This window comes from Nocardia grenadensis NBRC 108939 (assembly GCF_001613445.1).
GTDB classification, from domain to species: Bacteria; Actinomycetota; Actinomycetes; order Mycobacteriales; family Mycobacteriaceae; genus Nocardia; species Nocardia grenadensis.
On record NZ_BDCJ01000006.1, the window covers coordinates 139,733 to 159,977 of the forward strand.

General features: G+C 68.4%; 19 protein-coding genes. 11 read left to right on the forward strand and 8 right to left on the reverse strand.

Translation table 11 applies throughout. The features are described from left to right. Nucleotide 1: 1 nt before the first annotated feature. Complete coding sequence (gene ygfZ / locus NGR01S_RS07585; RefSeq protein WP_084480529.1) at nucleotides 2–1,117, reverse strand: CAF17-like 4Fe-4S cluster assembly/insertion protein YgfZ; 1,116 nt, start codon at nucleotides 1,115–1,117, stop codon at nucleotides 2–4. Nucleotides 1,118–1,186: 69 nt separating this feature from the next. Continuing rightward, entirely contained in the window at nucleotides 1,187–1,585 is a 399-nt protein-coding gene (locus tag NGR01S_RS07590) for a sterol carrier family protein (RefSeq protein ID WP_063035468.1), read from the reverse strand. A 150-nt stretch (nucleotides 1,586–1,735) separates the two neighbouring features. Between NGR01S_RS07590 and NGR01S_RS07595 the strand changes: the two genes are divergently transcribed. The 5 genes from NGR01S_RS07595 (at nucleotide 1,736) to cydC (ending at nucleotide 9,382) form a co-directional block, all read left to right on the forward strand. Further along, nucleotides 1,736–2,656, forward strand: a complete 921-nt coding sequence (locus NGR01S_RS07595) for an aminodeoxychorismate lyase (protein WP_063035469.1) — start codon at nucleotides 1,736–1,738, stop codon at nucleotides 2,654–2,656. A 162-nt stretch (nucleotides 2,657–2,818) separates the two neighbouring features. Then, nucleotides 2,819–4,282: a cytochrome ubiquinol oxidase subunit I gene (locus NGR01S_RS07600; protein ID WP_063035470.1), complete on the forward strand. Its 1,464-nt coding sequence runs from the start codon at nucleotides 2,819–2,821 to the stop codon at nucleotides 4,280–4,282. A gap of 9 nt (nucleotides 4,283–4,291) precedes the next feature. Further along, complete coding sequence (gene cydB / locus NGR01S_RS07605; protein ID WP_063035471.1) at nucleotides 4,292–5,401, forward strand: cytochrome d ubiquinol oxidase subunit II; 1,110 nt, start codon at nucleotides 4,292–4,294, stop codon at nucleotides 5,399–5,401. 4 nt (nucleotides 5,402–5,405) lie between these two features. Then, on the forward strand, nucleotides 5,406–7,466 hold the full coding sequence (locus NGR01S_RS07610) for an ABC transporter ATP-binding protein/permease (protein ID WP_063035472.1): 2,061 nt from the start codon (nucleotides 5,406–5,408) through the stop codon (nucleotides 7,464–7,466). A gap of 95 nt (nucleotides 7,467–7,561) precedes the next feature. Next, nucleotides 7,562–9,382, forward strand: a complete 1,821-nt coding sequence (gene cydC / locus NGR01S_RS07615) for a thiol reductant ABC exporter subunit CydC (protein ID WP_063035473.1) — start codon at nucleotides 7,562–7,564, stop codon at nucleotides 9,380–9,382. 258 nt (nucleotides 9,383–9,640) lie between these two features. Here the strand turns inward: cydC and NGR01S_RS07620 are convergent, their stop codons facing one another. The 6 genes from NGR01S_RS07620 to NGR01S_RS07645 all read right to left on the reverse strand — a co-directional run bounded on the left by NGR01S_RS07620 (nucleotide 9,641) and on the right by NGR01S_RS07645 (nucleotide 14,122). Continuing rightward, entirely contained in the window at nucleotides 9,641–10,384 is a 744-nt protein-coding gene (locus tag NGR01S_RS07620) for a heme-binding beta-barrel domain-containing protein (protein WP_063035474.1), read from the reverse strand. A gap of 407 nt (nucleotides 10,385–10,791) precedes the next feature. Then, the gene (locus NGR01S_RS07625; protein WP_063035475.1) at nucleotides 10,792–11,097 is read right to left on the reverse strand and encodes a DUF1416 domain-containing protein; all 306 of its coding nucleotides are present in this window, start codon (nucleotides 11,095–11,097) and stop codon (nucleotides 10,792–10,794) included. Nucleotides 11,098–11,102: 5 nt separating this feature from the next. Further along, nucleotides 11,103–11,936 (reverse strand): sulfurtransferase, encoded by an 834-nt coding sequence (locus NGR01S_RS07630; protein ID WP_063035476.1) that lies wholly within the window; start codon nucleotides 11,934–11,936, stop codon nucleotides 11,103–11,105. 34 nt (nucleotides 11,937–11,970) lie between these two features. Next, nucleotides 11,971–12,450 carry a DUF4395 domain-containing protein gene (locus NGR01S_RS07635; protein WP_063035477.1) on the reverse strand — a complete coding sequence of 160 codons (480 nt, stop codon included), beginning with the start codon at nucleotides 12,448–12,450 and terminating at the stop codon, nucleotides 11,971–11,973. Between the two features lie 410 nt (nucleotides 12,451–12,860). Then, the gene (locus NGR01S_RS07640; protein WP_063035478.1) at nucleotides 12,861–13,316 is read right to left on the reverse strand and encodes a thioredoxin family protein; all 456 of its coding nucleotides are present in this window, start codon (nucleotides 13,314–13,316) and stop codon (nucleotides 12,861–12,863) included. Next, nucleotides 13,313–14,122, reverse strand: a complete 810-nt coding sequence (locus tag NGR01S_RS07645) for an LmeA family phospholipid-binding protein (RefSeq protein WP_063035479.1) — start codon at nucleotides 14,120–14,122, stop codon at nucleotides 13,313–13,315. Before NGR01S_RS07645 ends, NGR01S_RS07640 begins: the two co-directional genes overlap by 4 nt. A gap of 206 nt (nucleotides 14,123–14,328) precedes the next feature. Here NGR01S_RS07645 and NGR01S_RS07650 point away from each other — a divergent pair, with 206 nt between their 5' ends. The 6 genes from NGR01S_RS07650 (at nucleotide 14,329) to pstB (ending at nucleotide 20,196) form a co-directional block, all read left to right on the forward strand. Then, nucleotides 14,329–15,096 carry a winged helix-turn-helix transcriptional regulator gene (locus tag NGR01S_RS07650; protein ID WP_063035480.1) on the forward strand — a complete coding sequence of 256 codons (768 nt, stop codon included), beginning with the start codon at nucleotides 14,329–14,331 and terminating at the stop codon, nucleotides 15,094–15,096. Nucleotides 15,097–15,107: 11 nt separating this feature from the next. Further along, nucleotides 15,108–16,016, forward strand: coding sequence for a mycothiol synthase (gene mshD / locus NGR01S_RS07655; RefSeq protein ID WP_084480531.1), 909 nt, complete (start codon nucleotides 15,108–15,110; stop codon nucleotides 16,014–16,016). A gap of 300 nt (nucleotides 16,017–16,316) precedes the next feature. After that, nucleotides 16,317–17,426, forward strand: coding sequence for a phosphate ABC transporter substrate-binding protein PstS (gene pstS, locus NGR01S_RS07660; RefSeq protein ID WP_063035481.1), 1,110 nt, complete (start codon nucleotides 16,317–16,319; stop codon nucleotides 17,424–17,426). Nucleotides 17,427–17,514: 88 nt separating this feature from the next. Beyond that, nucleotides 17,515–18,486, forward strand: a complete 972-nt coding sequence (pstC, locus tag NGR01S_RS07665; protein ID WP_063035482.1) for a phosphate ABC transporter permease subunit PstC — start codon at nucleotides 17,515–17,517, stop codon at nucleotides 18,484–18,486. After that, nucleotides 18,486–19,400 carry a phosphate ABC transporter permease PstA gene (pstA, locus tag NGR01S_RS07670; protein ID WP_063035483.1) on the forward strand — a complete coding sequence of 305 codons (915 nt, stop codon included), beginning with the start codon at nucleotides 18,486–18,488 and terminating at the stop codon, nucleotides 19,398–19,400. The genes pstC and pstA overlap by 1 nt, the downstream gene beginning before the upstream one ends. A gap of 19 nt (nucleotides 19,401–19,419) precedes the next feature. Beyond that, nucleotides 19,420–20,196 carry a phosphate ABC transporter ATP-binding protein PstB gene (pstB, locus tag NGR01S_RS07675; RefSeq protein ID WP_063035484.1) on the forward strand — a complete coding sequence of 259 codons (777 nt, stop codon included), beginning with the start codon at nucleotides 19,420–19,422 and terminating at the stop codon, nucleotides 20,194–20,196. Nucleotides 20,197–20,245 lie beyond the last annotated feature (49 nt).

Here is a 20,245-nt window from a genome sequence, read left to right on the forward strand (position 1 = left end):
ATCAGCGGCCACGGAGCCGTTCGACGGCGCGACGCCCGGCCTGCGGGGTGTCGTCGGCGATCACCGAATCGGGGTCGATGGCCGCGGCGATGCCACCCACGGTCAACTGGGTGTCGGCGGGGACGGATCGCTTGATCAGGGCGAGCGCGACCGGGCCCAGCTCGTAGTGGTCGATCGTGGTGCCGAGGACGCCCACCGCGCGGTTGCCGGCGGTGACCGGTTCACCCGGGGCCGGCCGTTCATCGGCGGAGCCGTCCAGATGCAGCAGGACCAGTCGGCGCGGCGGTTTGCCGAGGTTGTGGACCCGGGCCACGGTTTCCTGGCCGCGGTAGCAACCCTTGTCCAGGTGGACGGCACCGTATTCGGCGGGTCCGCCGATCCAGTTCACCTCGTGCGGGATGGTGCGGTCGTCGGTGTCGACGCCCATCCGGGGCCGCACGGCGGCCACCCGCAAGGCCTCATAGGCCCAGGAACCGGCCGGTTCGGCACCCGCGCCGGTCAGCTCGTTCCACCGTGACATGAGCTGTTCGCGGGGCAGGATGAGATCGAAGGAGTCCGCGGTCGGCCAGGGCATCCGGCGCAGGAAACCGCCGGCCGGGACGGCGATCGCCTCGTAGGTATCGGGCAGTCGATCGATCCCGAGTACGCCGGTCAGGGTCGCGACACCCGGGCCGAGCAGGCTCACGACGGCGTGATCGGCCGCCTCCCGCGGCTGCGCATCGGCCCAGAACACCATTTTGGTGAGGAAATCCAGCAGGCCGGGACCCCGGTCGCCCTCGGTGTCGATCCACACCGTCGCGCCCAGTTCGGTGAGCACGAAATGGTGCAGTACCCGGCCGTTGAGATCGAGGTCCAGGTTCTCCGCGGAGTGGCCTTCGCCCAGGTCGGCGATGTGCTGGCTGGTAATGGTGTGCAGCCAGCTCAGCCGTTCGGCGCCGGCGACGGTGAGTACGAAACGATGCGAACGGTCCACGATGGCCACGCGTTCGATCGCGGCGCGTTGTTCGCCGAGCGGGTCGCCGTAATGCCAGGGGACGGACTCGTCCGGGGAGCCGGTCGGGGCCGCGACGGCTCCCGGTACTGCGAGGACAGGGCTGGGTGCGGCGAGCACGGACACGGCTTCCACTCTAGGAGCAGATCACCCTCTCGTGCATCAGTGGGGGTTGACCAGGCGATTCGCCGCAGGTCAGGTTTCGGGGCGTACCGGGACCAGCGGCAACCAGCGGCCGATCTCGGCGGCCCGGCTACCGGAGGCGTCCACCGCGCCCGTGGCGACGGCCGCCGCGAACTCCCGCAGGCCGGTCGCCAACAGCAGCCATGTCCGCGGGTCGGTCTCCACCACGTTGGGGGGAGTGCCACGGGTGTGCCGGGGGCCTTCGACGCACTGCACGGCGACGAAGGGCGGGACCCGCACCTCCACCGAATGTCCGGGAGCGGCCGCGGCCAGGGCCTGCGCGGTCCCGCGCACCGCTGCCGCCAGATCGGCCCGGGACGGGGCCGGATGGTTCTCGTCGAGCAGCCATTCCCGGACCGCGGTCACTGCGGCTCGCACCGCGCCGGGGTCGATTTCCGTCCGTCGCGCCATTGCCCGACCTTAGCCGGCGCGGCCGGCGTGATCGAAATGGTGGGCCCTGGGCGGATGCTGCGGTATGAGGGCCGGGAAATCGGCCGACATTATCCGGGCCGCCCGGATTTATGTCCGTCATAGTGAGCGGTGTTGGCCTACGCTCGTGCCATGGTGGATCGAGTTCTTGTAACACTCGACGGCGAGGTCCGCGATGCGGATCAGCCGTTGCTGTATGCCGACGATATCGGCGTCCTGCGGGGCGACGGAATTTTCGAAACGGCTCTGGTCCGCGGTGGCACGGTCTGCGCGCTCGATTTCCATCTGGCCCGGCTACGCCGTTCCGCCCAGGCGCTCGATCTACCCGAGCCCGACCTGGCCCGGTGGCGCAGCGCGATCGAGACCGCGGCCAAGGAATGGGGCAGCGAGCAGGAAGGGGTTATGCGCCTGGTGCTGACCCGCGGCCGGGAGAGCGCGCTCGGCAGCCCCAAGGCGGGGCTGCGCTCCGGCGAGCTGTCCGAGGCGGTTCCGGTCCCGACGACCTTCGTGATGGTCACGGAGCTGGCCGACCGGGTGGCGGCGGCGAGAACCGAGGGCGTCGCCGTGGTCACCTTGACCCGGGGTATCTCGATCGACCTCGCGCAGGCGGCGCCCTGGCAATTGCTCGGCGCGAAAACGCTCTCCTACGCGACCAATATGGCCGCGCTGCGGTTCGCCGCCCGGATGGGCGCCGACGACGTCATCTTCACCAGTACCGAGCACCGGGTACTGGAGGGTCCCCGTTCCACGGTGGTGATCGCCCGGGACAAACAGCTGATCACTCCGCCGGCGAAGAACGGTGTGCTGCCGGGAATCACCCAGCGGGCGTTGTACGCCGAGGCCGAACGCCGTGGTTACGACTGCCGTTACGAACCGCTGTTCACCGCCGACCTGTTCGACTGTGACAGCATCTGGATGCTCAGCAGTGTGACGCTCGCCGCACGGGTCAATTCCCTTGACGGCGTAAGGATGTCGGCGACGGAGTCGGTTTCGGAGATCATCGAGATGGTCGATCGCGGGATCGAACGGGCCGGGACCATCGCCGATTGGTGATCGCGGGCACCGCCGGGTGACCGGACCGTTTCCGGTGTGACCGGGACCCGTTGCCGAGTCGTTGGTGAATCGCCGCGCATGTCGTGTCCGCCGACACATTGATCGGGCCGCGGCGGCGCGTAGTCTGGGTCTACGACACGTCGTAGTAACAGGAGGCTCGGTGTGGACGCCCTGGATGTCTCGCGATGGCAATTCGGCATCACGACCGTCTACCACTTCTTGTTCGTCCCCCTGACGATCGGCCTCGCGCCGCTCGTCGCGGGAATGCAGACGGCCTGGGTCGTCACCGGCAAGGAGCACTGGTACCGGCTCACCAAATTCTTCGGGAAATTATTCCTGATCAATTTCGCGCTGGGCGTTGCCACCGGAATCGTGCAGGAATTCCAGTTCGGAATGAACTGGAGCGAATACTCCCGATTCGTCGGTGATGTTTTCGGCGCACCGCTGGCGCTGGAAGGCCTCGTGGCCTTCTTCCTGGAGTCCACTTTCATCGGACTCTGGATATTCGGCTGGTCGCGGCTACCCAAGCTCGTCCATCTCGGCACCATCTGGATGGTGGCAATCGGCGTCAACGCCTCCGCGTACTTCATCATCGCGGCCAATTCCTTCATGCAGCACCCGGTGGGTGCCCGGTACAACCCGGAGACCGGACGGGCCGAACTGTCCAGCATCACCGAACTGCTCACCAACAACACCGCGCTGGCTGCCTTCCCCCACGTGGTCGCGGGGTCGTTCCTGACCGCGGGCACCTTCGTCGCCGGAATCGCGGGCTGGTGGATGGTCCGCAAGGCGCGCAGCGGGGATACCGGAGAACTCGCCGAGGCGCGCACCGTATGGCGTCCGGCGGCCCGGGTGTCGTTGCTGGTGGTGGTCGTCGCCGGTCTCGCGCTGGTATACACCGGCGATGTCCAGGGCAAGCTGATGTTCGAGCAGCAGCCCATGAAGATGGCCTCGGCGGAATCGCTGTGCCACACCGAGACCGACCCGGACTTCTCGATCCTCACGGTCGGGACGCACAACAACTGCGACAGCGTCATCCATGTGCTCGAGGTGCCGTTCGTGCTGCCCTGGCTGGCGGAGGGCAAGTTCACCGGGGTGGAACTGGAGGGCGTCGTCGATCTGCAGCAGGCCTACAACGAGAAGTTCGGGCCCGGCGACTACCGGCCCAACCTCTTCGTCACCTACTGGTCGTTCCGCGCCATGATCGGCCTCGCCGCCGGGTCCGCGCTGCTGGTCTTCGCCGGATTGTGGATGACCAGGCGCGGCCGGATCCCGCATCAGCGCTGGTTCTCGTGGCTGAGCCTGCTCGCCATTCCGACCCCGTTCCTGGCCAACGCGGCCGGCTGGGTGTTCACCGAGATGGGCCGCCAGCCCTGGGTCGTGGTGCCCAACCCGACCGGTGACCAGGATCTGCGGTTGACGGTGCAGCAGGGTGTGTCCGATCACGCGGCCGCGACGGTTTGGATCTCGCTCATCACCTTCACGGTGGTCTACGGATTGCTCGCCGTCGTGTGGTTCTACCTCATGCGGCGCTATGTGCTCGAGGGGCCGGAGCGGCCGGCGGGCGAACCCGCGGCCGGGTCCGCGGAGAAACCTGTCGCCGAACAGCTTTCGTTCGCCTACTAGGAGCCGGGTATGGGACTGCAGGAATTCTGGTTCGTACTGATCGGGGTGCTCTTCACCGGGTACTTCGTGCTCGAGGGTTTCGACTTCGGGGTCGGCATGCTCATGCCGATCCTCGGCCGGGGCTTTGCAGCCACGCGCGGTGCGCGCGGGCCCTCCGTGGTTACGCAGGCGGCCTCCTCCGGGCCTGATGCGCTCACCGCGGACACCCGTCGCCGGGTCGTACTGAACACCATCGGCCCGGTGTGGGACGGAAACGAGGTCTGGCTGATCACCGCCGGTGGCGCGCTGTTCGCCGCGTTCCCGGAGTGGTACGCGAGCATGTTTTCCGGTTTCTACTTCGCGTTGCTGCTGCTCCTGGTGGCCTTGATCCTGCGCATCTGCGCGATCGAATACCGGGGCAAGATCGACGATCCGCGCTGGCGGGCGCGCTGCGACCTCGGTATCGGGATCGGATCCTGGGTGCCCGCGCTGGCCTGGGGCTGGGTATTCGCCAATATCGTGCGCGGCGTGCCCCTGGATGCCGACAAACAGTTCACCGGTGCCTTCGGCGAACTGTTCGGCCCGTACGCGCTGTTGGGCGCGCTCACCACCGGACTGCTGTTCGCATTGCACGGGGCGGTATTCCTGGCGCTCAAGACCGCCGGCGAGGTCCGCGACGACGCGCACCGCATCGCCCGGCTGCTGCTCGCGCCGACGGCCCTGGTCGTGGCCGGCTTCGGTCTGTGGACCCAGTTCGCCTACGGATCGGGCTGGACCTGGATCCCGCTGGGGCTGGCGGTATTCGGATTGCTCGCGGGCGCCGCGGCGCTGCTGGCCGGGCGTGACGGATGGTCCTTCACCGGGACCGCGCTCACCGTGCTGGCCGCCACCGCGCTGCTGTTCGGCGCGCTGTTCCCGGATGTGCTGCCCTCCACGATCGACCCGGCGTTCAGCCTGACCGTGGACAACGCCTCCTCGACCCCGTACACGCTGAAGGTGATGAGCTGGGCCGCGGTGATCGTGACCCCGGTGGTGCTGGGTTACCAGGCCTGGACCTACTGGGTGTTCCGGAAACGCATTAGTGTCGAACACATCCCACCCGGAATCGGACTTCCACCCCGCGTTGTCACCGAGGAGTGAGCCAATGGCCCGCCCGCCCGTGGACCCTCGCCTGTGGCGGTACGCGCGTTCGGCGCGACGCTATCTCGCACTGAGCGTCGCCCTTTCGCTGGTGACCACGGTCGGCATCGCCGGCGCGGCCGTGCTGCTGGGACGGGTGCTGGCCGGGGTCATCACCGACCCGGCCCGCCGCTCCCTCGGCTCGTGGACCGCGGAACTGGTGCTGCTCGCCCTGGCTCTCGGCGCGCGGGTGCTGGCGGTGTGGTGGCAGTCGCGGATCGCGCACCGGGCCGGCGCCCGGGTCGTCACCGAACTCGAACAGGCGGTCCTCGCCGCGGGCGCCGGACTGCCGCCCCGCGAACTCGAAACGCGGCGGACCGAACTCGCGGTCGTGGTGGGCAGCGGCCTCAACGGTTTGCGCGCCTACCTGACCGGCTATGTGCCCGCACTGCTGCTCGCGGTCCTCGTACCCCCGGTGATACTGACGGTGATCGCCGTCCACGACCTCACCTCGGCGGTCATCGTGGTGATCACCCTGCCGCTGATCCCGATATTCATGGTCCTCATCGGCCTGCTCACCGAAGGCCGGGCCCGGGAGACACTCGCGGCCACCACGCGCCTCTCGGATCAACTCCTGGACCTGTTCGCCGGTATGCCCACCCTGCGCGCCCTCGGCCGGGAGACAGGCGGGGTGACCGATATCCCCGGCCGCACGATGAGCGGGCGCGTCCGGGAACTCGGCGAAACGCTGCACCGGCGCACCATGAGTGCCCTGCGGATCGCGTTCCTGTCCTCGATGGTGCTCGAACTACTGGCCACCCTGTCGGTCGCGCTGGTAGCGGTGGCGATCGGGATGCGCCTGGTGCACGGCGATATGAGCCTCTACGCCGGAATCGTCGCCCTGATCCTCGCCCCGGAGGTCTATCTGCCGTTGCGGACGGTGGGGGAACGTTTCCATGCCGCGCAGGACGGAATGGCCGCCGCGGACCGGGCTTTCGCCGTGCTGGACCCCGCCGCCGGAGACGCCGCGGACGCGATCTCGCCGCCGGACACCCGGGGCGCGGGAGCCTGCCCCCGGGACGGGGCGAAGCCGGCCTCCGATACGGCGGTGACCCCGGCTACCCGCGCAGTGGCGAGCCCGGACCCCGGCATGGTGACGACCTCGGCCGCCGGTGCCGCGGCGACCGCGGATATCGGCACGGTGGTGACCGCGGACCCCGGCGGGACCGCGGCGAGCCAGGACCCCGGCATGGCGACGAGCCCGGTCCCCGGTGCCGCGGTGTCCGGCACGGTGACACCCCCGGCGTCCATCGTGACCTCGGTATCCGGCGCCCCCGCGCCCAATGCGGCGAGCGTCGGCGGTATGCGGCACGATCGGCAGGATGCCCCGGGCGCAGGTGTTGTCGAACTCGTCGATCTGACGGTCGATTCCCGAGACGGTGCCGCACCGGACGGTCTGCACGCCGTTTTCCGCCCCGGCGCCGTCACCGCGCTGACCGGGCCCAACGGTTCCGGGAAATCGACCGCGCTGCAGGCCGTGCTGGGATTGATCGAACCCACCCGCGGCGCGGTGTTCGCCGACGGTGTCGATATCCGGGAGATCCCGGCCGAGCAGTGGTGGGCACGGCTGGCCTGGCTTCCGCAGCGGCCGGTACTGGTGCCGGGCACGCTCCGGGAGAACCTCGAACTGCTCGGTGCCACCGTGGCGGGGCCGGCGCGCCGGGGCCCGGCCCGGGTGCTCAGCGAATTGGACGCCGCCTGTGCCGTAACCGGTTTCGATGCCGTGCTCGAGGCGCTGCCCGCCGGGTGGGATACCGTGGTCGGGTCCGGGGGGATCGGACTGTCCCTCGGCCAACGGCAGCGGCTCGCGCTGACCCGAGTGCTGGCCGCGGATCGCCCGATCCTGTTGCTGGACGAACCGACCGCCCATCTGGATCCCGACAGCGAAGTCGCGGTGGCGGCGGCCCTCACCACACTGGCGCGTACCGGCGCGACCGTGGTCGTGGTCGCCCACCGACCGGCCCTACTGTCCGCAGCCGACGAGATCGTCGCGGTACCGACGACCTGCCCCCGAATATCGCGATGAGCTCTCGAACCGAAACCCCTCGTCCCCCACGCCGCCGGTCCCGCGCTGCCCGCCGCTGGGCCCGCCTGCGGCTGCTGCTGCGTGATACCCGCCAGATGTGGGATCTGCTGGAGGTACCCCGCCGGCGGCTGGCGTTCGCGACCGGGTGGGGCGTGCTGGCCCTGGGCAGTGGACTGGGTCTCGCCGCGCTGGCCGCCTGGCTGATCGCCCGGGCCTGGCAGATGCCGCCGGTGCTGGATCTCACCGTCGCGGTGGTCGCGGTGCGGGCACTGGGTATCTCGCGCGGGGTCTGCCGGTATCTGGAGCGGCTCGCCACCCACGATGTCGCCCTGCGCTCGATGACCGCCGCCCGCGCATCGGTGTACCGCGCCCTGGCCCGGGCACCACTGTGGCTGACCCGCCGCGCCGATATTCCGGCGATCACGGCGGGCGGGTCCACCGTCCCCACCGCGCCGGGTGGACCCGGGGTGCCCGGCCGACTGCGGCGCGGGGACGTGCTGGTGCGGGTCGGCACCGATATCGACGATCTGGGCGCGGTCGTGGTCCGGACCTTCGTCCCGATCGCGGTAGCGCTGGTGCTGGCAGTGGCCGCAGTGGGGTTGCTGGCCTGCATTTCACCCCCCGCCGCCGGGGTGCTGGCGGCCGCCCTGGCCTTCTCCGGAATCGTCGCGCCCTGGCTCTCGGCTCGCGCCGCGGCGGCCGCCGAACGGTCGGCACGCGCGGACCGCGCCGAATTCGCCGCATACGCCCTCACCGTGCTCGACCATGCCGCGGAACTTCGGGTCGCCGGGAAATTGGATTCGGCGCTGCACACCGCGGCGGCGGCGAACCGGCGGGCACTGGCCGCCGAGGACCGGGCCGCCGGCCGCAATGCGTGGGCGGCGGCCGCGATCCCGCTGGCCACCGGGGTGACGGTGCTCGCCGCCCTGCTGATCGGGATCATCGGCTACGGTCCCGGCGGGGGCACACCGGGCGCGATGACTCCGATGGCGCTGGCCGTTCTGGTACTGCTACCGCTGTCCGCCTTCGAGGCGACCGGCCCGCTGCCGGCTGCCGCCCAGACCCTCACCGTCGCACGTGCCGCCCTGCACCGGTTGCGGGCGGTATCGCCCGACCACCGCCCGGAGCCCCTCGAACGGGACGACGAGCCCACCGTGGAGGCCGCCGGCGGCATACCGCGGGCCATCGATACCCGCAAACGGTTCGGCACCGGCGGCTATCCGCATCCGTTCCCCTACGCCGACAGCCGCGCCGATGGTGTCGTCATCGGCTGGGTGGGCGATGGGCAGTGGCAGATCCCGGTACGTCCGCAGGCATCCCGGGTCGTGATGGTCGGCCCCAGCGGCGCCGGGAAAACCACCCTGCTGATGGCCTGGGCCGGTCTTTTCGATGATCCGGACGACCAGGTGCGGTTCTTCGCCGAGGACGCCCATCTGTTCGGCACCAGCGTGCTGGAGAACCTGCGGGTGGCCCGCGGTGATCTCGATGCCGAGACCGCCGAGCGGGCGCTTCGGACGGTCGGCCTGGGGGACTGGCTGGACGGACTGCCCGACGGCGTGCACACCGATCTTCCCGGCGGCGCCGCCGCGGTCTCCGGCGGTCAGCGTCGCCGGATTCTGCTCGCCCGCGCCCTGGTGTCACCCGCCCGCGCGCTCCTGCTGGACGAACCCACCGAACACCTCGACGCGGTGGCCGGCGCCCGGCTGATGCGAGATCTGCTCGATATCGACAGCGGTTTGGTCGCGGCCGACCGCGATGTGGTGGTGGTCACACATCAGTTACCGGCCGGGCATCGCGCCGGCCTGGTGATCACCGTCGATGAATCGGGCCAGGTCCGGGCCGCTTTCGCGGACGGGAAAGCGACCAGTTACGCCCTCGATGAAATTCCGTTGCCGACTGCCATCGGTGGTGGCTAAGTTCGGAGTTACACAAGGAAGGAGGTGATCCCAAGAATGGAAATTCTCAGGACGCGTGAGGTGGCTGCCAGCTGAGGCTGTAGCCGGCTGTCCTTTCGGATTCCGATCGCTATAGAGCTGAGCGAATCCACGGCAGCCACCCGGCCCCCGAGTCCCCGATCTGTCCGATCGGGATCGGCCGCGAGACCCATCGGTATTCACACCACGGGCCCGCGCCGATACGGCTCGGGGGTCGTTCTGTATCCGGGCCCCGCGGCGTCAGCCGATATAGCGCTGCAGTCGTGCGGACAGGCGCGGCTGCAGCGGCCCGTCGGCCACCACACGCTCCTCCACATAAGCGAGATCGCCGCCCTCGACTATCCCGTACAGCCGTTTGGCGCCGCCCACCACCGCGCCGCTCTGGCTGCGGATCACCACATCGGTGGCCAGTTCCCAGGATGCCTGGGTGAGTGCGGTGCCGTAGAAGAGTTCGACAATGCCGGTGCTGTGGGTGAGCAGCAGTTCCAGCACCTCGTCGCTGCCGTCGACCCCGACCCGCCAGAATCCGGTCTCACGCAGGTCCGGCCCGCCGTAGCTGCCGTCGGATTCGACGAACCAGGACCGCGAATCCCAGCTCAGATAGTCGCCGCCGTCGTGGGAGACCACGATCTGCTGCCCGAAGCGATAGTCCCCGCGCTCGGGATTGTTGCCCTCGCCCTCACCCCGCCAGACGCCGACCATCGGCAGCAGCGCCAGCATGGCCGGATGCAGGTCCGGGCCGAGGCGCAGATTCGCCGTATCGTCGGGGAGCGGGAGGTCCGGGAGCACCGGGATATTGCGGCCGCCGGTCGCCTTGGCGCGTTCGGCCGCGTCGGCCACCGCCCGATCGCCGCTCAGCGACGACGGGGCATCGGCCGAACGGCCGTTACCGTTCTGGCCGTGGGTATCGGCCGGAGGCCTTCCGTTGCTGTTGTCGCTCGCTCGCTCGGCCGGATCGGAACCTTCGCTCGCGAGACCGCTCATGATTCGGTGAACAGCCGGTAGAAGACGTACAGGCCGAACCATCCGATGAGGATCGAAACGGCGATCAGCAGAATCTCGAAGAAGAGGACCACACACCGATTCTATTGCCCCGCCTCCGGCAAGCCGGGCCGGGGCCCTCGTGACCCCGGCCACGAATGCCCATCATTCGCGGTAGACGGAATGATCGCGCGGCTGCCCGACGTGATCGGTACGCACCGCACGGGAGATGCTCGCGGGTCGCTCCATGGCCGGATGGGCTGCACGCGCCGGGGAGCCGGGCGGGCCCGGCCTGGGATCCGACCCCCGCATCGCGGGGAGTGACGTGTTCGGCGACGTAGCCGGGTGGAAATGGAACGGCCCGGGATACGTCCTGTCAGAGGGCGTATCCCGGGCCGTGCGGTCCCGTCCTACTTCGAGACGGCGACGTCCAGGTTGTGGATGCCCGGGCCGTCGGGGCTGAGCTCGGCCGTGCCGTTGCCCGCCGAGGAGAGGGCGCGCAGCGTCCAGGTGCCCGGCGCCGCGAAGAAACGGAAGTCACCGGTGCCCGAGGCGACGACCTCGGCGGTGAAATCCCCGTTGCCGTCCAGCAGTCGCACGAAGGCGCCCGCCACCGGCTCACCGTCCGTGGCGAGAACCCGGCCGGTGATGACCGTTTCCTTCTCCACATCGACCCCGGCCGGGATGGCCTGGCCCTGGGTAGGTGCTGCACACATGCTGGTTATTCTCCCAACTCGATAGGGGCGCCGATGAGCGAGCCGTATTCGGTCCAGCTGCCATCGTAGTTCTTGACGTTCTGGTGTCCGAGCAGCTCCTGCAGCACAAACCAGGTGTGCGAGGAGCGCTCGCCGATACGGCAGTAGGCGATGGTTTCCTTGTTACCGTCCAGGCCGGCCGAATTGTAGAGCTCGGCGAGTTCGGCGTCGGAACGGAAGGTGCCGTCCTCGTTGGCGGCCTTGCTCCACGGTACGTTGATCGCGCCGGGGATATGGCCGGGGCGCTGGCTCTGTTCCTGCGGCAGGTGCGCGGGGGCCAGGATCTTGCCCGAGAACTCGTCGGGGGAGCGCACATCGACCAGGTTCTTGGTGCCGATGGCCGCGATGACCTCGTCGCGGAAGGCGCGGATGGAGTTGTCCGGCTGCGCGGCCTTGTACTGGGTGGCCGGGCGGCTCACCGGGTCGCTGGACAGCGGACGCCCGTCGAGCTCCCACTTCTTACGGCCGCCGTCGATCAGCTTGACATTGTTGTGGCCGTACAGCTTGAAGTACCAGTAGGCGTAGGCGGCGAACCAGTTGTTGTTGCCGCCGTACAGGACCACCTCGTCGTCGCCTGCGATACCGCGCTCCGAGAGCAGTGCGGAGAACTGCTCCTGGTTCACGAAATCACGACGGACCGGATCCTGCAGGTCCTTCTTCCAGTCGAGCCGTACGGCGCCCTCGATGTGTCCGCCTTCGTAGGCGGTGGTGTCCTCGTCGACCTCGACGAAGACCACGCCGGGGGTCTCGAGGTTCTCTTCGGCCCAGTCGACGGAGACCAGGACATCGGAGCGAGCCATGTTTTCCCTTTCAGTGGTGACAGCGGATCGGTGTTCAGTTCGATGCGGGGAGTTCGGACGTGGTGTTCGGACGCAGCCGCGCGACCAGCGGGTACAGCTTGCAGCCGAGGCAGATACCGAACGCGGCATTGAGAAACGCCGCGAACAGGGCGAACCCGGCGAAGAGCGCGCCCACGGCAGTGCTGCCGAGGAGGAAGCCCAGCAGGCTCACCGCGGCGAACACGAACCCGAGCAACTGCGCGAATCGTAACGGGGCGGTCGGTTCGGTCTCGGTGGCCGGGCCCAGGCGCGGCGCGACGAAACGCGCGTAGATCGCGCCGTACGGGTGCCGGCGCGGCCCGAGCCCGGCGCCGAGCGCGAACACCAGCGTCTGGCCGGCGACCAGCACGGTGGCGGCGATCGGGGCGAACGCGGCGAGTACCAGGATCAAGACCAGAACGCCGGTGGTCACCCAGGCCACGAAGCGCGGACCGCGGATATCGACCCGATTCGCGAGGGTGGTGATAGTGGACATGAACAAAGCTCCTGCGCTCGAACTTCTCGGCGGAATTCGGCCGGTTCGCCGGGGGATGGAATCGCTCGCGCGGACGAACCGTGGTCGGCGTCAGGAAAGTAGACCCGACCGCTCAGCGGCACAGGCAGCAACAACCACCGAGGCGGCACAGGTCGACTGTGCGGCGACGGGTGAGCATCAGCTCGCGGTGGTTTTGCACAGAAGAAGTCTACCCAATTACTCCGCTGTGCCAACGGGGAGGGTGTCCCCTCCAGGACAGGGGCCTTACCGGACGGTATCGGCCGTTCTGGGAGCGGCGGCCACCGAGCACCTGCAGTACCGCGGACCTACTGGGCCGTTCGGGGCAGCGCGTCCGGAAACTCCCTCCCTCTGCCCCGACCCGCGCGCCGAAGGGCGCGAATAGACACAGCTCAGCCGGCGGCCGAACCGGCGGTCAATGGGCTGAGCGCGCTGCGCAGGTCGCTGGTCTTGGGGACGCCGGAGATCCGGAACCGTTCCCGGCCCTCGGCGTCGAAAACGAAGGTGGTCGGAAGCGACAGCACATTGAGGGCCCTGGCCAGCGCCGGATCGGCGTCGATATCGATCTCGATATCGCGTGGCGGTCGCGGGGAGTCGGCCAGATCGCCGGTGGCATCGGCCACGACCCGGCGGACCGCCGCGCAGGGGCCGCACCAGTCGGCGGAGAAATGCAGTACCGCGGGCCCCGACCCGGTCACACCGGCGGCGACGAGCAGATCGTCGCGCGCGGCGGTGTCGCGGTCCAGGGTGACCGGGGCGGAGCGCACCGCGCCCTCGCGTCGGCGCAGGTACAGGCCGACGGCCAGCCCGGCCAGCAGCATTACCGCCAGAATGGTGATCTCGATCATGGGCGCCGCAATCTGTTCAAATCGATCGTCACATCTCTACCCCGGCCCTCGACCACGATATGGCCGCCCAGGGCGGTCACCTCGGTGGGCCGGATACCGAACGGCAGTTCCTTCGTATCGATCGTACGGGTGAACATCGCCAGCACCGCCGGGATGTCGGCGTCGTCGACGACCGGTTCGGAGGGGACCGGCGAGATCTCCTCCGAGTACAGGCCGGTGGCCACGATCCGTACCTGATCGCCGTCGAGCAGCAGATCGGCCGCGACGCTCACCCGTTCCCCGGCGAAACTCGCGCTCTGCTGCCCGCTCGGCGCCGACGGCAGCGTTCCGGTCAGTACCAGCGCGCCCGCTGTGGTCATTCCCGACCCGCCCGAACCGCCGGTGCCGTCCGATTTGTCCGCCGGACGGGAATGGACCTCCAGATCCGGGATGCCGAACAGCCGGCCCAGTTCGGTGGGTGCGACCCGCATCCGGACGTCGACCTGCTCCACCGGCACATTCCGCACCCGGCCGTCGACCAGATCGCCGAGCGGGAGGTTCATCCCCAGCAGCGTGGCCTCCAGGCCGATCTCGCCGGGAATATCGGGCCGGACGCTGTCGGCCTTGATCTCGATATTGTCGTAGCGGCCGTCTAGCGCCTGCCGCAGGAACGGGAAACCGTGGAAAGTGACCTCGGGATCGGCACTGAGGTCGGCACCGACCTTCAGCGAACGCGATACGCGGTATTCCGAGTATGCGGCCGCACCGAAATCGACGACCACTGCCAGCCCCGCCAGGCACAGCAGTCCGATGATCAGCTTCCGCATGGCATGCACCCTAGTGGACGCGCCCGGGACGGGCTTCGCGCCCGTGGACGAGAGTGGCGGGTACGGGCCCCCGACCCGCGGCGCTGCAGGCGACGCGAATAAACACAGTTCGACGCGCTAATCTTGCAACGATTACAGATGGATGAGCAACGTGGCGACGGCGACGAAGCTGGCTTTCGCGTAGCTACGAGATGGGAGGAGTGCTTGTGGAGCTGCTCCTGCTGACCTCCGACGCCGACCCCGAATCGGTTCTGCCCTCGTTGTCGCTGCTCCCGCACAATGTGCGGCCCGCGCCCACCGAGGTGGCGTCGCTACTGGAGGCGGGTACCGCCGATATCGCGCTGGTGGACGCGCGCTCGGATCTGGCGGCCGCTCGCGGACTGTGCCGGCTGCTCGGCAGCACAGGTTCGTCGGTCCCCGTGGTCGCCGTGCTCACCGAGGGCGGGCTGGTCGCGGTGAATGCCGACTGGGGTCTCGACGATATTCTCCTGCCCAGTACCGGGCCCGCGGAACTGGATGCCCGGCTCCGGCTGCTCGTCGGCCGGACCGGCGGTTCGACCGGCCCGGAGAACTCCGGGAAGATCACCCTCGGCGAGCTGGTGATCGATGAGGGCACCTATACCGCGCGGCTGCGCGGGCGCCCGCTCGATCTGACCTACAAGGAATTCGAACTGCTGAAGTACCTCGCCCAGCACGCCGGCCGGGTCTTCACCCGGGCCCAGCTGCTGCAGGAGGTGTGGGGTTACGACTTCTTCGGCGGTACCCGGACCGTCGACGTGCACGTTCGGCGGTTGCGCGCGAAGCTGGGCAGTGAGTACGAGTCGTTGATCGGTACCGTGCGCAATGTCGGGTACAAGGCGGTGCGGCCCGCTCGTTCGAACAACAAGAACGACCCCGATGCCCGGTCGGCGGGCGGCGATAAGGACGGGACCGAAGAGGATTCGATGGCACCGGTCAACGGCACGGTCCAGTGAGTCCGGCCGATATGGGTGAGTACGCACTGCAGTGGTGCGAGCTTCCCTCCGCCGCCCGGACCGGTCGGCTGAGCGCGCTGTTCGACGCCGCGGCGACCGCCGACGGCGTCGAGCCGGTTTCCGAACAGGTCCGGCTGGGCCTGCGCCGGGAATCGCCGGCCCGCCACCTGCTGGCCGTGGCGGGCGACGAGGTGGCCGGATACGCGAGTCTGACTCCGGCGCACGGCGAGCACCCTGCCATGGCCGAGGCGGCGGTGGCCCCGGAATGGCGGGGGCGCGGAATCGGCGGGGATCTGGTGGCGGCCGTGCTGGCCGCCGGCGGGCCGGGAGCCCGGATCTGGGCGCACGGGAAACTGCCGGCCGCGGAGGCGGTGGCGCGGCGGCTGGGGCTGTCGGCGGCGCGGGAGCTCTGGCAGATGCGGCGCCCGCTGGCGATCCCCGAGCTACCGGCGGTCGAGGTGCCCGACGAGCTGGTGGTCCGCACCTATCGCGGCCCGGCCGACGACGCGGAGCTGCTGCGGGTCAACAATGCGGCGTTCGATTGGCATCCTGAGCAGGGCGGCTGGTCCGCCCGCGAGCTGGAGGAGCGCCGCGCCGAACCGTGGTTCGATCCGGCGGGGCTCTTCCTGGCCTTCGATGCGCAGCGGCCGCAACGGTTGCTCGGGTTCCACTGGACCAAGGTCCACCGTGACGAGGAGCCGCCGGCCGGTGAGGTGTACGTGGTCGGTATCGATCCGGCCGCCCAGGGGCGTGGGCTGGGCCGGCTGCTCACCCTGATCGGCCTGCACCATTTGCGCGACGCGGGCTTGGGCGAGGTGCTGCTGTACACCGAGGCGGACAATGCGCCGGCGGTCCGCACCTATCGCGGACTGGACTTCGCCCCGGCGCATATCGATATCGCCTACTCGATACCGGGCTGAGACGCGGGAACCGGACGGTTACGGCGCGGTGTGCGCCCCTTACCTCCAGGGGTGGGAATGTCGCATTCCGGTATGTGTGGAGTAACGGCGCGGCAAACATCACACATAACGGACGTGTTCGCGCCGCCCTGTTCACCTTCCGTTCACTTGCCCTGGTCCAGCTGTCCACCGACGCGCCCTAGTTTGATTCTGGGCGGCAGTGGGTCGCCCGGTGTGCAAGTTCCCCGCGAACGGCCGCACCACGACACGCGCCCGGGCCGGTGAGGGACCGGGCGAGTAGGACGTATCCGGAGGACTGGAGTGAAGTTCAAGCGCAGCAGCGCCCTCGTCGGTGTGATCGCGGCCGTGACCCTGCCGCTGGCCGCCTGCGGTAGTGACGACAATGCGTCCTCGACCGGAGTCGAGGCCAACTCCGACGTCACCTGCGGCGGCAAGGAGGCCCTCAAGGCCAGCGGCTCCTCGGCGCAGAAGAACGCCGTCGAGCGTTTCACCGCCGCCTTCGAGACCAACTGTGACGGCCAGACCCTCAACTACACCTCGAGCGGTTCCGGCGCGGGCGTCAAGGAATTCCTCGGCGGCCAGACAGATTTCGCCGGTAGCGACTCCCCGCTCAGTGAGAAGAAGGGCGAGCCCGCCGCGGCCGCCGAGCGCTGCGCTTCCCCCGCGTGGAACCTGCCGACCGTGTTCGGCCCGATCGCCATCACCTACAACATCGACGGCGTCACCGATCTGGCGCTCGACGGCCCGACCGTGGCCAAGATCTTCAACGGCACTGTCAAGACCTGGGACGCCCCGGAGATCAAGGCGCTCAACGAGGGCAAGCAGCTGCCCGCCGAGCCGATCAAGGTCGTCTACCGGTCCGATGAGTCCGGCACCACCGACAACCTGCAGCTCTACTTGGACTCCGCGTCCGAGGGCGCGTGGGGCAAGGGCGCCGGCAAGGTCTTCAACGGCGGTGTCGGGGAGGGCACCCAGGGCAACGAGGGCACCTCGGCCGCGGTGAAGAACACCGAGAACTCGATCTCGTACAACGAGTGGTCGTTCGCCAAGTCGCAGAACCTGTCCGTGGCCCGGATCATCACCTCCGCGGGTCCCGAACCGGTCGAGCTGACCTCCGAGACCGCCGGTAAGGCGATCAACGGCGTGAAGATCAAGGGCGAGGGCAACGACCTGGTGCTCGACACCTCGTCGTTCTACAAGCCCACCGAGGCCGGTTCCTACCCGATCATCCTGCCGACCTATGAGATCGTGTGCTCCAAGTACACCGACGGGGCGACCGCGACCGCTGTCAAGGCTTTCCTGACCTCCGCCGTCACCAACGGCCAGGCCGGTCTGGCGGACAACGGTTACGTGCCGATCCCGGAGGAGTTCAAGACCAAGCTGACCACGGCGATCAACGCCATCTCCTGATAGCGCGAATATGACAGTCAACCCAGAGGTAGCCTCCGCGGGCTCGTCCAGCGCGACGGGCCTGCCGAAGGCAGGAGTCCCCGCATCGATGTCGAGCCATCCGAGCAAGCCACCACTAGGCGGTGAAAGTCGCGGTCACGGCAGGCGGGCCGAGTTGGTGTTCAAATCGCTGGCGACCACCGCCGCGGCGATCATCGTGGCCTCCATCGCGCTGATCGCATTGTTCCTACTGATTCGTGCGGTGCCTTCGCTCCGGGCTGACGAGGTGAACTTCTTCACCAGTGCGGAGTTCAATACCGGTGACGCGGACAATCTCCGCTTCGGCATCCGTGACCTGTTCATGGTGACGGTGTTGAGCTCCGCATTCGCGCTGGTTATCGCAGTGCCGATCGGTGTCGGGATCGCGCTGTTCCTGACCCGGTACGCACCCAAGCGGCTCGCCCGCCCGTTCTCCATGCTGACCGATCTGCTGGCCGCGGTGCCTTCGATCGTGTACGGCCTGTGGGGCCTGCTGGTACTGGCGGAGTATCTGAAACCGGTCCAGGAGTTCCTGAACAACAACCTCGGCTGGTTCTTCCTGTTCTCCGACGGCAACGTCTCGATCGGCGGCGGCGGGACCATCTTCACCGCAGGCGTGGTGTTGGCGGTGATGATCCTGCCGATCATCACCTCGGTCTCGCGCGAGGTCTTCGCGCTGACTCCGCGGGCGCATATCGAGGCGGCCCAGGCGCTCGGCGCCACCAAATGGGAGGTCGTGCGGATGACCGTCCTGCCCTACGGCCGCAGCGGTGTGATCGCCGGTTCCATGCTCGGCCTGGGGCGGGCGCTCGGTGAGACCATCGCGGTCCTGCTCATCCTGAAGATCTCGGCGACCCCGGGTACCTGGTCGCTGTTGGACGGCGGCTTCACCTTCGCGTCCAAGATCGCCTCGGCCGCCGCCGAATTCAGCGCACCACTGCCGACCGGCGCCTATATCGCGGCGGGCTTCGTGCTCTTCGCGCTGACCTTCGTCGTCAACGCGCTGGCCCGGCTCGCGGCGGGCGGAAAGGTGAACGGCTGATGACCACCACCACCACGACGATCGGCCTGGACAAGCCGATCAAGGCGCCGGCATTCCGGGACGTGAGTACCGCTCGCAAGATCAAGAACAACCTGGCGACCGGGATCTTCACGCTGTGCTTCCTCATCGCGCTCATCCCGCTGGGCTGGGTGCTGTGGATGGTGGTCAGCAACGGTATCGGTGTCGTCCTGTCGCTCGAATGGTGGCAGAACTCGCAGAAGGGCGTGCTACCGGATCAGACCGGTGGCGGTGTGTACCACGCCATCTACGGCACCATCGTGCAGTCGGCGGTGGCCGCGGTCATCGCCGTACCGCTCGGCATCATGGCAGCGGTCTATCTGATCGAATACGGCACCGGCCGGTTCGCCAAGGTGACCACCTTCATGGTCGATATCCTCGCCGGTGTCCCCTCCATCGTCGCGGCGCTGTTCATCTTCGCGCTGTGGATCGCGACCCTGGGCTTCCCGCAGAGCTCCTTCGCCGTGGCGCTGGCCCTGGTACTGCTGATGCTCCCGGTGGTCGTTCGCAATACCGAGGAGATGCTCAAACTCGTCCCGGACGAGCTGCGGGAAGCCTCCTACGCGCTCGGCATCCCGAAGTGGAAGACGATCGTGCGGATCGTCATCCCGACCGCCCTGCCCGGCATGATCTCCGGGATCCTGCTCGCACTGGCACGCGTGATGGGCGAAACGGCGCCCGTGCTGGTGCTGGTCGGCTACAGCAAGGCGATCAATATGAACATCTTCGACGGCAATATGGCCTCGCTGCCGCTGCTGATCTTCCAGGAATTGAAGAGCGCCGAAGACGCGGGCCGGCAGCGGGTGTGGGGTGCCGCGCTGACGCTGATCCTCATGATCGCGGTGCTCTACCTGGCGGCCGCGGCTGTCAACAAGCTCCTCACGCGGAACCGATAAGGGCGGAAACGGAAAACAGATGGCCAAGCGGATCGACATCAAAGACCTGAACATCTTCTACGGCAAATTCCACGCCGTCGCCGATGTCTCGCTCAACGTCTTGCCGCGCAGTGTGACCGCCTTCATCGGACCGTCGGGTTGTGGGAAATCCACGGTGTTGCGGTCGCTGAACCGGATGCATGAGGTGACCCCGAACGCCAGGGTCGAGGGCGCGGTGATGCTCGACGGCGAGGACATCTACGCCTCGCAGGTGGACCCGGTCGGCGTGCGCCGCACCATCGGCATGGTGTTCCAGCGGCCGAACCCGTTCCCCACCATGTCCATTCGCGACAATGTGGTGGCCGGCCTCAAACTGCAGGGTGTGCGCAACAAGGGCGAACTCGACGAGGTCGCCGAGCGTTCGCTGCGCGGCGCGAACCTGTGGACCGAGGTGAAGGATCGCCTGGACAAGCCCGGTGGCGGACTCTCCGGCGGTCAGCAGCAGCGTCTGTGCATCGCGCGCGCCATCGCGGTGTCCCCGGATGTGCTGCTGATGGACGAGCCCTGCTCGGCTCTGGACCCGATTTCCACGCTGGCGATCGAGGACCTGATCACCGAGCTGAAGAAGGAATACACGATCGTTATCGTCACCCACAATATGCAGCAGGCGGCGCGGGTGAGCGATAAGACCGGGTTCTTCAATCTCGAGGCCCAGGGTAAACCGGGCCGGCTCGTCGAAATCGACGATACCGAGAAGATCTTCTCGAACCCGGGCGAAAAGGCCACCGAGGATTACATCTCCGGCCGCTTCGGTTGAGCTCCGAATACAGAGAAGGCCCGCACCATCCGGTGCGGGCCTTCTGGTT

Bases quoted from the DNA above. Each gene is read 5' to 3' on its own strand.
- NGR01S_RS07590 (WP_063035468.1), bottom strand. From the start codon at position 1,585: ATGGCGCGACGGACGGAAATCGACCCCGGCGCGGTGCGAGCCGCAGTG.
- NGR01S_RS07595 (WP_063035469.1), top strand. From the start codon at position 1,736: ATGGTGGATCGAGTTCTTGTAACACTCGACGGCGAGGTCCGCGATGCG.
- cydB (WP_063035471.1), top strand. From the start codon at position 4,292: ATGGGACTGCAGGAATTCTGGTTCGTACTGATCGGGGTGCTCTTCACC.
- NGR01S_RS07610 (WP_063035472.1), top strand. From the start codon at position 5,406: ATGGCCCGCCCGCCCGTGGACCCTCGCCTGTGGCGGTACGCGCGTTCG.
- cydC (WP_063035473.1), top strand. From the start codon at position 7,562: ATGTGGGATCTGCTGGAGGTACCCCGCCGGCGGCTGGCGTTCGCGACC.
- NGR01S_RS07620 (WP_063035474.1), bottom strand. From the start codon at position 10,384: ATGAGCGGTCTCGCGAGCGAAGGTTCCGATCCGGCCGAGCGAGCGAGC.
- NGR01S_RS07625 (WP_063035475.1), bottom strand. From the start codon at position 11,097: ATGTGTGCAGCACCTACCCAGGGCCAGGCCATCCCGGCCGGGGTCGAT.
- NGR01S_RS07630 (WP_063035476.1), bottom strand. From the start codon at position 11,936: ATGGCTCGCTCCGATGTCCTGGTCTCCGTCGACTGGGCCGAAGAGAAC.
- NGR01S_RS07635 (WP_063035477.1), bottom strand. From the start codon at position 12,450: ATGTCCACTATCACCACCCTCGCGAATCGGGTCGATATCCGCGGTCCG.
- NGR01S_RS07640 (WP_063035478.1), bottom strand. From the start codon at position 13,316: ATGATCGAGATCACCATTCTGGCGGTAATGCTGCTGGCCGGGCTGGCC.
- NGR01S_RS07645 (WP_063035479.1), bottom strand. From the start codon at position 14,122: ATGCGGAAGCTGATCATCGGACTGCTGTGCCTGGCGGGGCTGGCAGTG.
- mshD (WP_084480531.1), top strand. From the start codon at position 15,108: ATGGGTGAGTACGCACTGCAGTGGTGCGAGCTTCCCTCCGCCGCCCGG.
- pstC (WP_063035482.1), top strand. From the start codon at position 17,515: ATGTCGAGCCATCCGAGCAAGCCACCACTAGGCGGTGAAAGTCGCGGT.
- pstA (WP_063035483.1), top strand. From the start codon at position 18,486: ATGACCACCACCACCACGACGATCGGCCTGGACAAGCCGATCAAGGCG.
- pstB (WP_063035484.1), top strand. From the start codon at position 19,420: ATGGCCAAGCGGATCGACATCAAAGACCTGAACATCTTCTACGGCAAA.